General features: G+C 67.9%; 15 protein-coding genes. 6 read left to right on the top strand and 9 right to left on the bottom strand.

Going from position 1 to position 15,356, the window contains the following annotated elements:
* Positions 1-452, top strand: a 452-nt coding sequence (locus tag ACXAID_RS08375; RefSeq protein WP_475021734.1) for a PucR family transcriptional regulator, incomplete at its 5' end; no start/stop codon positions are given.
* Between the two features lie 8 nt (positions 453-460).
* Here the strand turns inward: ACXAID_RS08375 and ACXAID_RS08370 are convergent.
* The gene (locus ACXAID_RS08370; protein ID WP_475021733.1) at positions 461-1,096 is read right to left on the bottom strand and encodes a helix-turn-helix transcriptional regulator; all 636 of its coding nucleotides are present in this window, start codon (positions 1,094-1,096) and stop codon (positions 461-463) included.
* Positions 1,097-1,678: 582 nt separating this feature from the next.
* Here ACXAID_RS08370 and ACXAID_RS08365 point away from each other — a divergent pair.
* The 3 genes from ACXAID_RS08365 to ACXAID_RS08355 all read left to right on the top strand — a co-directional run bounded on the left by ACXAID_RS08365 (position 1,679) and on the right by ACXAID_RS08355 (position 5,458).
* Complete coding sequence (locus ACXAID_RS08365; protein ID WP_475021732.1) at positions 1,679-3,181, top strand: permease; 1,503 nt, start codon at positions 1,679-1,681, stop codon at positions 3,179-3,181.
* A gap of 112 nt (positions 3,182-3,293) precedes the next feature.
* Positions 3,294-4,034: an SDR family NAD(P)-dependent oxidoreductase gene (locus tag ACXAID_RS08360; protein ID WP_475021731.1), complete on the top strand. Its 741-nt coding sequence runs from the start codon at positions 3,294-3,296 to the stop codon at positions 4,032-4,034.
* Positions 4,031-5,458, top strand: coding sequence for an aldehyde dehydrogenase family protein (locus ACXAID_RS08355; RefSeq protein ID WP_475021730.1), 1,428 nt, complete (start codon positions 4,031-4,033; stop codon positions 5,456-5,458). The genes ACXAID_RS08360 and ACXAID_RS08355 overlap by 4 nt, the downstream gene beginning before the upstream one ends.
* Position 5,459: 1 nt before the next feature.
* On the opposite strand, the gene ACXAID_RS08350 is transcribed toward ACXAID_RS08355, so the two are convergent.
* Positions 5,460-6,824 carry an MFS transporter gene (locus ACXAID_RS08350; protein ID WP_475021729.1) on the bottom strand — a complete coding sequence of 455 codons (1,365 nt, stop codon included), beginning with the start codon at positions 6,822-6,824 and terminating at the stop codon, positions 5,460-5,462.
* Positions 6,825-7,131: 307 nt separating this feature from the next.
* Between ACXAID_RS08350 and ACXAID_RS08345 the strand changes: the two genes are divergently transcribed.
* Positions 7,132-8,706, top strand: a complete 1,575-nt coding sequence (locus tag ACXAID_RS08345; protein WP_475021728.1) for a transporter permease — start codon at positions 7,132-7,134, stop codon at positions 8,704-8,706.
* A gap of 8 nt (positions 8,707-8,714) precedes the next feature.
* On the top strand, positions 8,715-9,428 hold the full coding sequence (locus tag ACXAID_RS08340) for a YoaK family protein (RefSeq protein ID WP_475021727.1): 714 nt from the start codon (positions 8,715-8,717) through the stop codon (positions 9,426-9,428).
* Between the two features lie 6 nt (positions 9,429-9,434).
* On the opposite strand, the gene ACXAID_RS08335 is transcribed toward ACXAID_RS08340, so the two are convergent.
* The 7 genes from ACXAID_RS08335 to rpsC form a co-directional block, all read right to left on the bottom strand.
* Complete coding sequence (locus tag ACXAID_RS08335) at positions 9,435-10,307, bottom strand: formylglycine-generating enzyme family protein (protein WP_475021726.1); 873 nt, start codon at positions 10,305-10,307, stop codon at positions 9,435-9,437.
* Between the two features lie 4 nt (positions 10,308-10,311).
* Positions 10,312-11,010, bottom strand: a complete 699-nt coding sequence (locus tag ACXAID_RS08330) for a hypothetical protein (protein ID WP_475021725.1) — start codon at positions 11,008-11,010, stop codon at positions 10,312-10,314.
* Positions 11,011-11,016: 6 nt separating this feature from the next.
* Positions 11,017-13,368, bottom strand: a complete 2,352-nt coding sequence (locus ACXAID_RS08325; protein ID WP_475021724.1) for a sulfatase-like hydrolase/transferase — start codon at positions 13,366-13,368, stop codon at positions 11,017-11,019.
* A 173-nt stretch (positions 13,369-13,541) separates the two neighbouring features.
* Entirely contained in the window at positions 13,542-13,844 is a 303-nt protein-coding gene (gene rpsQ, locus ACXAID_RS08320; RefSeq protein WP_475021723.1) for a 30S ribosomal protein S17, read from the bottom strand.
* On the bottom strand, positions 13,844-14,077 hold the full coding sequence (gene rpmC, locus ACXAID_RS08315; RefSeq protein WP_475021722.1) for a 50S ribosomal protein L29: 234 nt from the start codon (positions 14,075-14,077) through the stop codon (positions 13,844-13,846). The genes rpsQ and rpmC overlap by 1 nt, the downstream gene beginning before the upstream one ends.
* On the bottom strand, positions 14,077-14,493 hold the full coding sequence (rplP, locus tag ACXAID_RS08310) for a 50S ribosomal protein L16 (RefSeq protein WP_475021721.1): 417 nt from the start codon (positions 14,491-14,493) through the stop codon (positions 14,077-14,079). The genes rpmC and rplP overlap by 1 nt, the downstream gene beginning before the upstream one ends.
* 2 nt (positions 14,494-14,495) lie before the next feature.
* The gene (gene rpsC, locus ACXAID_RS08305) at positions 14,496-15,344 is read right to left on the bottom strand and encodes a 30S ribosomal protein S3 (RefSeq protein WP_475021720.1); all 849 of its coding nucleotides are present in this window, start codon (positions 15,342-15,344) and stop codon (positions 14,496-14,498) included.
* Positions 15,345-15,356: the final 12 nt, after the last annotated feature.

Here is a 15,356-nt window from a genome sequence, read left to right as displayed (position 1 = left end):
CCCCGGCGGCCTTCGGCCGGCCGGCAGCGGGTGCCGGCGAGGTTCGCGAGGCCTACCGACAGGCCCGGGTCGCCCTGGGCATCGCACGCCGGTTGCGCCGCGACGGGGCGACGTCCTATCAGGAGCTGCGCAGCTTCACCGTACTGGCCGGGGTCGTGGACACCGAGCCCGGCCGCAACCTGGTTCGCGAGGTGCTCGAGCCGCTGCGGTCGATGCCCGACCTGCTCGACACACTCGGCGTCTACCTCAGCGAGGGGGGCAACATCAACGCGACCGCACGGGCGCTGAACGTCCATCGCAACACGATGCTCGCCAAGCTCGACCGGATCTCGCGGGCACTGGGCATGGACATCCGGGTGCCCGACAACCAGTTCACCGCATGGCTCGCGCTGCGGTTGGACCTGCTCGACGAGGTCGACGCGGCGGTCGACCGCGAGACCAGCTTTCGCTGAGAACCGGTTCAGAAGGTGTGGAATCGCTTCCGGAGAGTTGTCGGGGTGCAACCGGTGGCGCGGACCAGCGACCGGCACAGGTGTGCCTGGTCAGCGAAGCCCACATCCGAGGCGATGTCGGCCAGGTTGGCGTCGGTGCTGGCGATCCGCCGGACCGCCGCGGCAACCCGCCCTCGTTGCCGATAATGTGACAGCGTTATGCCGTTGGCGTGCTTGAACACCCGGCTCGTGTGACTTCGCGAGGCGCCGGCATCGGCATCGCCGTCGGCACTGAACCGAACCCGCTCGGCCAAGTGGTGATGCGACGGGCGCAAGTCGGGTCGCTGCGTCGCCGCCGCCAGATCACGAAGCAGGAGTTGGGTCAGCCTTTGTAGCCGATCCTGTACCACCGCCTGCGAACCGGCCCGCGACCGCGCTGCGATCACATCCGCCTGCGCCAGGATGCAGTCCATGGACAGCCGGGCGGTCGCATGGCCTGTCCTCGTCAGCGGGGCAGGTAGCTCCGCGTGCCGGCCGAGGCGGATGATTTCGAGATGGTCGTGATGCCCCGCAGCGTGTCGCACCCAGAGCTCCGAGCGAACCGACCGGAACGAGACGGTCTGGGTATCCACCGCAACCGGCGCTTCGTCTGGGTCGCGTTCCATCCACGCCCCGCCGGTGGCAAGCACCAGACACGCTGATTCGGAGCCCAATTGATCGCGGGCCCAACCAACGGAGTGTGACAGGCATCGAAACGACTCGACTGATACCGCGTGTGAATGCGAGTGCGCCATGTGTTCTCCCCTGCCCAGGGTTTCGGCGACCGGACCGTGACCGATCCTGCTCACGGTAGTTCCGCTGGGATGACCGCGCACGCGGGGCGCCGACGAGCCTGCCCCGACACCCGGCGCTGGGCATAGCGCAGCCGGTCGACTACGTGCCGGAATTCGGAATGCAATTGTCGATTCTCCTTATCCGCCAGAAGTCGGCGTTAACCATTTAGGCGATTGCAAAAGGACCCATTTCACCGAGTCAAAAATACTTTGCCAACACGGTTCGGTCTTGAACGGATGTGCTCATCTCGCTGTGGATGTGCACACCAACGTGCCCTCTGATCAGGCATAGTGTCCTTTGCAGTGGCGGATTTTGCCCCTTACCTTTTCAGGAACTTCGGGCCAATCCGACCCGAATGAAAAGCAATGAACTGACCGACACATCGCTGTGGCGGCTTCGTAAGAAGGAGAACAATGCATATTGCCGCCGCCCATTGGGTCTATTTGGCAGGGGTACTTTCGCTGCTGGGCTGCATGGTCGCCCGCAAGAGCGTCGTGGTGCCGGCGATCGCGGCGACCCTGCTGACGGCCTGGGTCTACACCGGAAGCGTCGTCACAGGCATCAGCAGCGTGTTCAGCGCGGCCGCGGTAGCCACCACCGAGTTTCTCAGCATCTTCCTCGTCCTGGCCGCGGTCACCGCGATGCTCGGCGCGATGAGAACGATCGGTGCCGAACAGCGGATGATTTCTCCGCTCGCGCGGTTGATGAAGAACGCCACCGTGTCCTACGTGGTGCTCTTCGCGGTCACCTATCTGCTCTCGCTGGTGTTCTGGCCAACCCCTTCGCTAGCTCTCATCGCCGCGATTCTGCTGCCCGCGGCGATCCGTGCAGGCCTGTCACCGCTGGCAGCGGCCATGGCCATCGCGATTGCCGGCCAGGGTATGGCCCTGGCGTCCGACTACGTGATCGGAGTCGCGCCCAGCCTGTCTGCGAGCGGCGCCAACGTAGCTGCCGATCTGATCGCCAATCGTGCTCTGGTGATGAGCTGGGTGGTCGGTGGAGTCGCCGTCTCCATCACCTACGTGTTGCACGTCAGATCCCAACGCCGAAGCCGTCGGCAGGTGCATTCGTCTGTTCCCCAGACAGTTCCAGCAACCGGGCCCGCGAGCAGCCCAGCCCCATGCGACGACGGCGATGCTCCGGAGCCGGCGAGCGACGGGATCGACACGTTTCTCGCCGGGGAACCGGTGGACGCGAGCTCGCACCGATCGGCCTCCCAGGTCTTCGCTGTCCTGGTCCCGGTCGCCTTCATCGCGGTGGTTGCGATCATGCTGGCGGGCAAGCTCACCGAGTGGGTTCCGTCGGTGCCGAGCGGCAACGGTGCCGCTCTGGTCGGCGGGATGGCACTTGTGCTGACCCTGGCCATCAGCTTGACCACGGGCGGCGACAACCGTACCGAACGAACCGGCGAGCACTTCGTCGACGGCCTGGTGTTCGCGTTCCGCACCATGGGTGTGGTCATACCGGTCGCGGGATTCGTCCTGATCGGCATCGCCGACTTCGCAGGCCAGATCATGACGCTCCCCGACGATGTCGAACCACCGGCGTTCCTCTTCGACCTCATCGGAAGCGCACAGCCCTACATCCCGGACAACCCGATCGTGATCATGTTCTCGATGATGATCGCCGGCATGCTGATCGGACTCGACGGATCTGGTTGGACAGGACTGCCTTTCACCGGTGGGCTCGCCGATGCGTTGGGGCATTCCGCGGGACCGGAGACGACCGCGACGTTGGCCGCCATCGCGCAGAACGCCGCCGGTTGGACCGGTGGCGGCACACTCATCATCTGGTCGTCACTGGTCGCAGTGGCCGGCGTGGCGGGTGTACCGGTGTCCACGCTGGCACGGCGTCTGTTCATCCCGGTATTCGTCGGGCTGATCCTCAGCGTGCTGGTAGCGGCGATGATCTGGTGACAGCCGGCCGCCCGGCGCCGCGCAGGCAAGAGTCAGCCCATTCAGGAAGGAAAAATACTTGTCCAACAACAGTTCTCGATCAACATTCGACCTCGGCGGAGACGTCGTCCTCGTGACCGGCGCAACCGGGGACATCGGGACCCAATACGTGTACGCCCTGGTTTCGGCCGGTGCCGATGTCGTCCTCACCGATGTCGCCGGAACCGCTGAGGTAGGGCATGCCCTCGCCGAGAAGGCCAGCGCGATAGGTCCGGGCCGAGCCCTTTTCAGCGCCGGCGACGTGACATCCGACCAGGATCTCACCAAGGCGGTCGAGATCGCGCGGGACGAGTTCGGCGGTCTGGATGCGCTGGTCAACAACGCGGCCATCTATCGGGGGCTGGGTCCCAAACGACCCCTGACCGAATTGCAGCCCGAGGATTGGGACCTGGTGCTGAAGGTCAACGTGCGCGGGTGTTGGCAGGCGATCAAAGCAGCGGTACCTGCTTTCGCCCAGCGTGGCGGTGGTCGGGTGGTGAACATCAGCTCGACCGTTGCGCGCGCCGGAGTTCCTGGCTTCGCCCACTATGTCGCTTCCAAGGCCGCGGTCGACGGCCTGACCCGGGCTGCCGCCCGCGAGTTGGGCAGCGACAACATCCGCGTCAACGGGGTAGCCCCCGGTCTGGTATCGGATTCTGCGACAGAAGCCATCAACCCCGCCGGCTACGCGGCCCGCTCGGCGCAGACACGGGCGCTGAACCGGGAGATGTCGCCGACGGACCTGGTGGGCGCGGTGCTGTGGTTGGCCAGTCGGGCAAGTGGTTTCGTGACCGGGCAGACGGTGCTCGTCGACGGCGGACAGGTGTTCTCGTGAGCACCGAGGTCATCTCGTCGCACAGCGCCCCTGCGTGGGGTGACGAGGAGAACGCCCGACCTGTCGATCCGACGTCCCTGCACCCACTCGGCGAGCTGTGCGCGACGAGCCCGTCCGGGGTCGATGAAGCCGTCACCGCGGCCGACGCCGCATTGGCTGACTGGTCGCGCGACCATCGCCGACGGGCACAGGCCATGCTGCGCTGGGCCGAGCGGATCGACCTCCACACCGACGAGCTCGCCGACGCCCTCGTCAGACAGACCGGCAAGCCGATCTCAGAGGCACGGATGGAGGTTGGCGGAGCGTCAGAGGCGCTGCGCTACAACGCCGGACTGTGCCGCCACGTCGGGGGACGGGCAGGCACGCTCACCGACGGAAACGTCATGCACGTGGTTCGTGACGCCGTCGGACCGACGGCCTTCATCGCGCCGTGGAACTGGCCGGTATTGCTGCTGCTCCGCGACATGTCGCCCGCTCTGGCCGCCGGGGTGACCGCGGTGGTCAAGCCCTCGCCGCAGACGGCGATCGTCACGGCGCGCATCGTGGAACTGGCCCACCAGTGCGGGATTCCCGAGCAGGCGCTCAGTGTTGTCATCGGCGATCGCCGGGTCGGCGAGGCGCTGGTTCGCCACCCGTTGATCCGGGCCGTATCGTTCACCGGGTCGACCGAGGTGGGTCGCCAGATCATGAAGACCGCAGCCGATGACCTGACCAGGCCGCTGCTCGAGCTGGGCGGCAAGGGCGTTGCCATCGTGTTCGGCGACTCCGACATCGAACGGGCCTGCGCCGACATCGTTGCGTCGGCATTCATCACAGCCGGTCAGATGTGCACGGCGTGCACCCGGCTCCTTGTTGCGCGGGACTGCTACCCACAGGTACGCGAGGCCGTCGTCGGGGCCACGGCAGCACTGACCGTGGGAAATCCGCACCATGGCGACACCCGGGTCGGCCCGCTGATCACGCCCGGCTCGGCGGATCGGGTCCGCGGCTACATCGACCGAGCCCGGCATGAGGCGACGATCCTGACCGGCGGGCGCACCCTCCACCCGCAGGGGCTCGCCGGTGGTTTCGTCGAGCCGACCGTGATCACCGACATCGCCGCGAAGTCCCCGGTGGTGCAGGACGACATCTTCGGCCCTGTGCTGACCATCGAACCGTTCGACAACGAGGACCACGCAGTCGAACTCGCCAATGCCACACCGTTCGGCCTCGCCGCATCGGTGTGGACCAGCGACGTCGGGCGGGCATGGCGGGTGTCGTCGGGAATCTCCGCCGGCACCGTATGGATCAACGGGTACAACCGCTCGTATCCCGAAATGCCCAGCGGCGGATGGAAGATGTCGGGATTGGGCCGGACCCGCGGGATCGAGGGGCTCGAACAATTCACCGAGATCAAGAGCCTGCACTTTTCTGTCCCCCGGTGAGTCACCGGGGATCGGAGCCGAGGAAGGACCCGGCGAGGCCGAGCACCGCGACGACCGTCCCGACCAGGAATACGGCGGGGATGCCGGAGTACTCGATGGCGATGGCCACACCTGCCGCGCCGATGGCCGCGCCGCCGAACCGGATCAGGTTGAACAGGCCCAGCCCGGTCCCCGATGCTCCGGCCGGTGAACGGGTCGCCCCGGTGGCCGCCGGGGTCTGGACCAGCGCGATGCCGACCCCGGTGAGCAGCAGCACCGCCACCATGACGGCGATACCGGGCGCCGGTTGTGCCACCACCGCGATCAGGGCCGCCTGCGCGCCGACCAGCACGCCCAGACCGGTGCGGATGATCCGGCGCGGGCCCAGACGGTCCAGCCACCGGCCCACCACCGGGGCCAGCACCACCATCGTCGCCGGCACCGCGAACAACACCAGACCGGCCACCGACACCGGCACCGCCCCGCCGATCAGATACAGCGGGACCGCCAGCAGCGTCGCACTCAGGCAGAACATCTGCGCGAAGGCGGCCAGGCAACTGCGGGTAAAACGCGACTCGGCGGCCAGCCGGACGTCGACGAAGGGATCGGCCACCCGCAGGCAGTGCCGGATGAACCAGCCGAGCACGGCGACGGCGGCGGCCAGACCCGCGGCCACCATCCAGATCTCGATATCGGGCTGCGGCAGCACCGCCACAGCGCCCATCAGCAGCGCCGATCCGATCGTCAGGGCCACGGCCCCGCCCCGATCGAACGGGATTGCCGCGCCCGGATAACGCGGGACGTGCCGCAACGTGCCGATCAGCCCGGCCAGGGCCACCGGCACCAACGGCACGAACACCCAGCGCCACCCCCAGGTTCCCGCGACCACGCCGCCCAGGGTCGGCCCGATGGCCTGCCCGAGTCCGTTCACCGAGGCCCAGCTGCCCATCGCACGGCCGCGGCGATCACCGCGGAACATCCAGGCGATGAGCCCCATCACCGGCGGGGACAGCGCCGCCACCGCGACACCCCCGGCCGACCGCCACGCGACCAGGATTCCCAGCGTAGGGGCGGTTGCCGCGCCCACCGCACAGCACGCGGTGGCGACCAGTGAGATGCAGTACACCCGGCGACGGCCGAAGCGGTCCCCGAGCCACCCCGCCATCGGCAGGGTCGCGGCGAAACACACCAGGAATCCGACCGCGACGAACACCCCGCTGCCCAGGGGTGCGTCGAACTCGTCCAGGATGGCCTGCAGTGGAACATTGACGATGTTGTTGCTCAGGGTCCCCACCAGGGTTCCTGCCAGCAGCGCCGCCAACCCTAACGGCGTCCCGTCGCCGCCGTCCGGAATGGGACTCGTTGCGGCCGAATCTAACTCGGTCATCGCCACCACTCTCTCACCCATTCGGCCCGGGCGGGGCGGTCGGGGTCGCCGAAGCTGCATGGCAATGAGAGCCGGTGGTGTGCACAGTGCACACCACCGGTCGCGTCGAGGTATCCCGGGCGAACGACCGCGCGATTGTTACAGGGCCGAAACGTCAGGACACACCGCCGACACGCTCGGAGCATATTGCACAGAGGTGACCCCGCACCGGTGTGCACTGTGAGCGTTGACCCCACCCCTCAGCGCGCCGAGCATTCCACCATCAAGCTGCACAGCCCACGAGCAGTTGCGACGAAGGATCCTGCCTATGGACGTTCAACTCACCACCGCCCATTGGGTGTACCTGGCCGGCATCGTCGTCATCCTGATCACGATGGCGATGCGCAAGAACATCGTGGTTCCCGCGGTGGCGGCAACGATGCTGACGGCGTGGGCCTTCTCCGGCGGCATCGTGACGGGGCTGTCCTCGATCTTCAACGCCAGCCTGGTCGCGGCCCAGGAGTTGTTCAACATCTTCCTGATCATCGCGCTGGTCACCGCGATGCTCGGAGCGCTGCGTGAAATGGGCGCCGACCGGCTCATGGTGACGCCCTTTCGCCGCGTGATGCGCGCAGGCACAAGCAGTTTCGTCGTACTCGCGCTCGTCACCTATGTGATCTCGCTGTTCTTCTGGCCGACACCGGCGGTACCGCTGGTGGGTGCGGTGCTCATCCCGGTCGCCATCCGCGCCGGGCTCACTCCCCTGTCGGTGGGGATGGTCATCGCGATCGCCGGGCAGGGCATGGCCCTGTCCTCGGACTACATCATCAAGGTCGCGCCGGGGATCTCGGCGACCTCGGCCGGCGTCGACGCCGACAGCGTGGCCGACAAGTCGCTGGTGTTGTCGCTCATCGTGGGCGTGGTGGCGTTGGTGGTCACCTACGTGATGCAGCGCCGCACCTGGAGCAAGCCCTCGCCGGAACTGCTGGTCGCCTGGGAGAACAAGGCCGACAAGTTCGGGGTGACCGGCGGCGAGGAGTCCGGCTCCGGCGGCAGCCCACAGTCGCAGCCCGATCTTCCGGCCGGCGGCGCACCCGCAGGTTCCGGACCGTCGCACGGTGACTCCCGGCCGGCCGTCGCAGCGACCCTGGTCCGCGAGGCGACGGCGGTGGACGCGACGACGGATCCGCCGACGTCGCACTCCGCCAAGGCTTTCGCAGTCCTGGTTCCGACGGCGTACTTCGTCTTCATCGGATATCTGCTGCTGGGCAAGTTCACCTCGGTGGTCCCGCCGCTGCAGGGTGGGGACGCGGCGGGCATCGTCGGCGGCATCGCCGCGCTGCTGCTGTTCGCGGCGTGCCTGACCAACGACAAACGCAACTTCCTGGAGAGCTCGTCGGCGCACATCACCGACGGCTTGGTGTTCGCGTTCAAGGCGATGGGGATCGTGCTGCCGATCGCCGGGTTCTTCTTCATCGGCAACGGCGACTTCTCCGCCCGGATCCTGAGCCTGCCCGAGGGCACCGCCGGACCTGCGTTCCTGTTCGACCTGATCGCCGCCGCCCAGTCGCACATCACCCCCAGCCCGGTGGTGCTGGCCTTCGGTGTGCTGGTCGTCGGAATCGTCGCCGGGCTCGACGGCTCCGGGTTCAGCGGCCTTCCGCTGACCGGCTCACTGGCCGGCGCGCTGGGACCGGCCGCGGGCATGGATCCCTCGACGCTCGCGGCGATCGGCCAGATGGGCAACATCTGGTCCGGTGGCGGCACGCTGGTCGCGTGGTCGTCGTTGATCGCGGTGGCCGGCTTCGCACGGGTGCCGGTGCTCACATTGGCCCGCAAGTGTTTCGTACCGGTGATGGCCGGCCTCATCGCCAGCACCGTGTTCGCTCTGCTGGTCTTCTGAGACGATCGATGCCGGAGTCGCTGTCCCGTGAACGCGTCGCGCTGACGGCCACGGTCACGCTGACCTTCGTCACCGGGGTCGTCGACGCCGTGGGCTTCCTCGCCCTGGATCGCGTCTTCACCGGCAACATGACCGGCAACATCGTCATCCTCGGCATGGGCGTGGCCGGCGCGGACGACCTGCCGGTTCTCGGCCCGGCCGTGGCGCTCGTCGCGTTCACTGCCGCGGCCTGGGTGGCCGGGCTGGTGTTGCGCCGGCCGCGGGCCACAGACCCGCCGGGATGGCACCACCGGGTGACCGTACTGCTGGGCGTCGGTGCCGTCGCATTGACCGCGCTGACGGTCACGGCGGCTGCCGTCGGCACCAATCCCGCTCCGGTGCTGCAGATCACACTGGCGGCGACGACGGCGGCGGTGATGGGTCAGCAGGCCGTGGCCGCCAGAGCACTGGCCGTCGCCGACATGACGACGGTCGTCGTCACCTCGACGTTGGCCTCGCTGGCCGGCGAGACCTGGTCGCGCGGCGGTCCCGGGGCGGTGCTGAACCGGCGGCTGGGTGCGATCCTGGCGATCTTCGCCGGAGCACTACTGGGTGCGCTGTTACTCCACGTGCACATCGCACTGCCGTTCGGGCTGGCGGCTGTGCTGACGGCCGCGACCGCATGGCTCGGTCACCGACGGCTGTCACCGCGGGCGGGCCAGACTCCGGCTGCGGTCGGGTAGCACAGGTCAGCCGGCACAGCGGAACCCGATGTGGGTGGTGGCGCTGTCCTGCGACTGCGGGGAACGAGCCGCCGGTCGGTAGCGGTGACAGTATTCCGGTGCGCACAGGTGCGACCCGCCCTTCAGCGCCTGGATGATTGTCGGGTCGGCGGTCGCCGGGGGTGCGCAGCAGCTCTTGGCCGCACCGGGCTGATGGTGCCCGGCGAAGCGGGTGGTGGTCCACTCCCACACGTTGCCGATCATGTCGACCAGGCCGAGGTCGTTCGGCGGGAACGTACCGACCGGTGAGGTACCCGCCCAGCCCAGTGCACCGTCGTTGCGGTAGGGGAAGTGGCCCTGCCACGTGTTGGCCATCAGCTGCCCGTCCGGGGTGGGGTCGTCCCCCCAGGCGTAGGTCGACGTCGCGCCGGCACGCGCGGCGAACTCCCACTCCGCTTCGGTCGGCAGCCGGCGTCCGGCCCACCGGGCGTAGGCGGCCGCATCGGTGTAGCAGACCTGTACCACGGGGTGGTCGGCCTTGTCGTCCACCGAGCTTCCCGGGCCGAAGGGGTGTCGCCAGTCGGCGCCGGGCACCCACTGCCACCATTGCCGCCAGTCACGCAGGTCCACCGGCCCGCTGGTGGCACGGAACACCAGCGCGCCGGGCACCAGGTCCTCGGGTGCCGCGCCCGGGAACAGCGCCGGATCCGGCGCTACCTCGGCCACGGTGCGGTATCCGGTCGCGGCGACGAACTCGGCGAACTGGGCGTTGGTGACGGGGTGTCGCTCGATGGCGAAGTGGGCGACGGTGACCGTGTGGATGGGCGCCTCTTCGGGATAGAAGCGTGTCGACCCCATCCGGAAGGTGCCACCGTCGACGTCGACGAGGTCGGTGAGCATAGGTTCAGGGTAGGCGGATCTCGAAGTCCTCGGTCAGCACGGCCGCCGGGTCGTCGAACCCGGACGTGTCGGCGGGCGCCACGACGTGCACGGCGATCAGGTACGGGCCGTCCAGGGTCGGAACGTAGACGATGCGGTCCTGGTACTGCACGGAATCGACCCCGTCGGACAGGATGCCGATCAGCAGCTGGCCGGACAGCCCGCACATCTCGCCCGGCAGCGTGCTCACCGTGGTGACGGACTTGCCTGCGGTGAGCTGGTCGGTGTAGCGGCGGAACGCCGCTTCTGGGTCAGGGCCGGTCTCGGTGATCGCCACGGTGGCCTGCATGCCGTCCGGCCCCTGCAGGCGCGCACCGATATCTCCGCTGCCGCCGGTCATCGACCAGCCCTCCGGGACGGCCACGGTGGCGGTGGGCGCCCCGGGATCGGGCACCCGCGCCACGATGCGCACCGAGGGCAGAACCTCGGGTGCGCACACCTCCCCGGGCAGCACCGGCACGGTGGCGTCCGGCAGGACCCCGGGCATCGGCGCTCCCGGATCGTTGTCGGGCAGGCCTGGAGTCAACGGTGCCGGCAACGATGCCGACGGGGTGTCTGCTTCCCACGCGCCGTCGGCGGCGACGGGCTCGCCATCGCTGACGCGGGTACAGGCCACGGCCAGCAGCGCGACGGCCGCCACGGCGCCGACAGTGTTCCGAAGCATGGATTTTCAGTCCCTGGCGAACGCTCGGGCCAGGTCACGTTCGGCATCGAGGTACGCCGCACCCGACACGTCGACCACGACGCGGGCGATGGCGCCTCCGGTGAACTCGAACGGCGCCCGGTAGGCGGCCGAAACCGGTTGCCCGGCATTGCGGCCCACGCTGATTCCACCTCCGGCGAGGCCGAAGACGAACGGGTGGCTCTTCACCCCGGACCGGGTGGCTACCGCCTCACCGTCCACGTACAGGGTCACGTCGCCGAGTGGGGTGTGGCTGCCTTCGACGGTTCCGGTGCGGGCGTAGCCGACGCCGAGGACGTGGGAACCCGATGGCAGCGGTTCGGGGGCGGCGACGTGTTGCTCTTCTTCGCCGAAGAAGTTGTACACGAACTCGAGCCGACCCTCGTCGACGTACAGCACGTACCCTCCGTGGCCGGCACCCTGTTTGAGCAGAACCCCGCGCACATCCGGGCTGGTGATGTCGACATCGGCCAGGATCGAGAACGACCGACCGGCGATGTTGACGCAGCCTCCCGTCGCCACCGGCGCGGTGTGCGGATAGTAGACGAAGCTGGTCTGGTCGCCGGCCAGTGACGGCCGCCAACGGCCGAGCATCTCGAACACCCCGAGATCCGACAGCGGGAGCCCGTTGTACTTCTCTGCTTCCGAGAACCACAGCGCCTGTAGTTCGGCAAGCTTGTCCGGGTGCTCGGCGGCGAGGTCGCGGCACTGGCTGCGGTCGGATTCGATGTGGTAGAGCTCCCAGCGGTCGTCGCCGAAGTGCGACCAGCCCGAGGGAGAGGCCGGGTGCACGGCGTTGGCGAACCAGCCCTTGTGCCAGATTCCCCGGGTGCCGAGCATGGTGTAGAACTGGGTTTCCTTGCCGGTCGGCGCCTCCGGATCATCCAGGGCCACTTTGAAACTGACTCCGTCCAACGGCTTCTGCGGAATTCCCTTCACGGTGGCCGGCGGCACGATCTGCAGCAGGTCGTACACCGTCGGGGTGATGTCGCAGACGTTGGTGTAGTTGTCCCGGACCTGTCCGTGGGCGGCGATCCCGTTCGGCCAGGAGATGATCGCCGCATCGGCGATGCCCCCCTCATGGGAGGCGTAGCGCTTGTAGAGCTTGTAGGGCGTGTTGAACGCCATCGCCCAGCCGATCGGATAATGGTTGTAGGTGGTCGGCCCGCCCAGTTCGTCGAAGAAGCGCATGCTCTCCTCGACGGTGTCGATGTAGCCGTTGAAGAACTTGCCTTCGTTGACCGAACCGTTCGGCCCACCCTCGCCGCTGGCTCCGTTGTCGCTGATGACCACGATGACGGTGTTGTCCAGCTGTCCGGACTCCTCGAGATAGTCCAGGATCCGGCTGATCTGGGCGTCGGTGTAGGACAGGAAACCGGCGAACACCTCGGCCATCCTGGCGAAGAGCCGCTTCTCCTGCTCGTCGAGCGAATCCCAGGGCCGGACGGTGTCCTGCTCGGGCCAGGGTTGTCCGTCGGGCCCGGTCACATCGTCGTAGGGGTTGACCGGCGACATCTCGGTGTCGGCCGGCACCAGGCCCATCCGTTTCTGGTTCTCCAGCACGATCTCGCGGTAGCGCTCGTATCCCATGTCGAAGGAGCCAGCGTAGCGGTCCGCCCACTCCTTGAACACGTGGTGGGGTGCGTGTCCGGCGCCGGGGCACACATACGAGAACCACGGTTTGTCCGGTGCGATCATCGTCGAATCGCGGATGAACTCGATCGCCTTGTCGGCCATGTCCTTGGAGAAGTGGTAGCCCTCCTCCGGGGTGGCCGGCGCCTCGACAGGGTGGCCGTCGTAGACCAGCTCGGGATACCACTGGTCGGTCTCGCCGCCCATGAATCCGTAGAACCGGTCGAAGCCACGGGAGAGCGGCCAGTGCCGCCGCGAGGCCGCCAGGTTGGCTTCCTCCAGCGGGGTCAGATGCCACTTGCCCACGCAGGAGGTGCTGTATCCCTGTTCGGCGAGGACCTCCGAGATCAGCGCGGTGTCGGCGGGGATGCGGCCGTTGATGCCGGGGAAGCCTTCGGTGAACTCCTCGACGATGGCCATGCCGACCGATGTGGCGTTGCGCCCGGTGAGCAGCGAGGCCCGGGTCGGCGAGCACAGCGCCGTGGTGTGGAATTGCGAAAGCCGGACTCCGCGTTCGGCGATGCGGCTCATCGCGGGCATCTCGACCAGGCCGCCGAAGCAGTCCCACGTTGCGATGCCCACGTCGTCCCACACCAGGTACAGGACGTTGGGGGCGTCCGGCGGCGCCGTCGGCGGCGCGTAGGGACCCCAGTCCGGCTCGGAATCGCGGATGTCCAGTTCGATTCTGCCGTTGAACTCGGTCGCCATTACGCCCCGTTCCGATCGGTGGTGCCGCCGTCAGCGGTGATCGCGGCAGACACTACACCGGCCTGATTGCCCAGGTCGGCCAAACGCGGCGACCCCGGCGGCCGGGGACACGGAAAAGCCCCCGTCGCCGAGGCGGCGCCGGGGGCCTTCGCGTGAATGCGGTTGTGCTGGGCCTATTTGGCCTTCTCGAGGATCTCCACGAGGCGCCAGCGCTTGGTGGCCGACGTGGGGCGGGTCTCCATCAGCGAAACCCGGTCGCCGACACCGGCATCGCCGTTCTCGTCGTGCGCCTTGACCTTCTTGGTGGTCCGGATGATCTTTCCGTACAGCGGATGCATCTTGCGGTCTTCGAGCTCGACCACGATGGTCTTCTGCATCTTGTCGCTGACGACGTAGCCGATGGCGGTCTTGCGCCGACCGCGCGGCTTCTCGCTGCGGGGCGTGCGCTTGGGCCCCTTGGTTCCTGTTTCAGCCATTACTGGTCCTCACCTCCGGGTCCGGCGGCCAGACCCAATTCACGTTCGCGCAGCACGGTGTAGACACGCGCGATCTCCTGCCGAACCGTGCGCAGCCGGCGATTGTTGGCAAGCTGGCCGGTCGCCATCTGGAAGCGCAGGTTGAACAGCTCTTCCTTGGATTCCCGCAGCTTGTCGGTCAGTTCGTCGTCGGTGAGCTCGCGCAGTTCGCCGGGCGTGATTCCGACAGCCATCAGAACTGCTCCTCTCTGGTGACGATGCGTGCCTTGATGGGCAGCTTGTGGATCGCGCGGGTCAGAGCCTCGCGGGCGATCTGCTCGTTGGGGTAGCTCAACTCGAACAGCACCCGGCCCGGCTTGACGTTGGCGACCCACCATTCCGGCGAGCCCTTGCCCGAGCCCATCCGGGTTTCGGCCGGCTTCTTGGTCAGCGGGCGGTCCGGGAAGATGTTGATCCACACCTTGCCGCCACGCTTGATGTGCCGGTTGATGGCGATACGAGCGGACTCGATCTGCCGGTTGGTGATGTAGGCGTGCTCCAGTGCCTGGATGCCGTAGTCACCGAAGCTCACCGAGGTCCCGCCGCTGGCGATTCCGCGCTGCTTGGGGTGGTGTTGCTTACGGTGCTTGACCCTGCGAGGGATAAGCATGATCAGCTCCCTGAATTCTGCGTCGTGCTCTCGGCTGCGGGCGCCTCGGCGGTCGCAGCCTCGCTGGTTGCCGGGGTGGCGGGGGGTTCACCCGAAGCGGCCCGGCCGGCGTCGGTGCTCGTCGCGGTGGTACCCGAGGAGCCGCTACGGCGCGGCCGGCCCGCGGGACGCTCACGACGCGGACGGTCCGCGGCGGGTGCGGCGGCGGTCAGCTCACGCTTGCCACCGACGATGTCGCCCTTGTAGATCCACACCTTCACACCGATCCGGCCGAAGGTGGTCTTGGCCTCGTAGAGGCCGTAGTCGATGTCGGCGCGCAGCGTGTGCAGCGGGACCCGACCTTCGCGGTAGAACTCCGAGCGGCTCATCTCGGCGCCGCCGAGGCGGCCCGAGCACTGCACCCGGATGCCCTTGACGTTGGGCTGGCGCATCGCCGACTGGATCGCCTTGCGCATCGCCCGCCGGAACGCCACGCGGTTGCTCAGCTGCTCGGCCACACCTTGGGCCACCAGCTGCGCCTGGCTCTCCGGGTTCTTCACCTCGAGGATGTTGAGCTGGACCTGCTTGCCGGTCAGCTTCTCCAGGTCGGCACGGATGCGGTCGGCTTCGGTGCCGCGGCGACCGATCACGATGCCCGGGCGTGCGGTGTGGATGTCCACCCGCACGCGGTCACGGGTGCGCTCGATCTCCACGTCGGCGATGCCGGCGCGCTCCAGGCCGGTGGCCAGGAGCTTGCGGATGGCGACATCTTCCTTGATGTAGTCGGCGTACTGCTTGTCGGCGTACCACCGCGACTTCCAGTCGGTCGTGATGCCGAGGCGGAAGCCGTGCGGATTGATCTTCTGGCCCACTACTCCGAGCCC

This window comes from Mycobacterium sp. ABE4_509 (assembly GCF_056160785.1).
The sequence above is the reverse complement of the archived record's forward strand: the minus strand, read 5'-3'. Positions and strand labels throughout refer to the sequence as shown.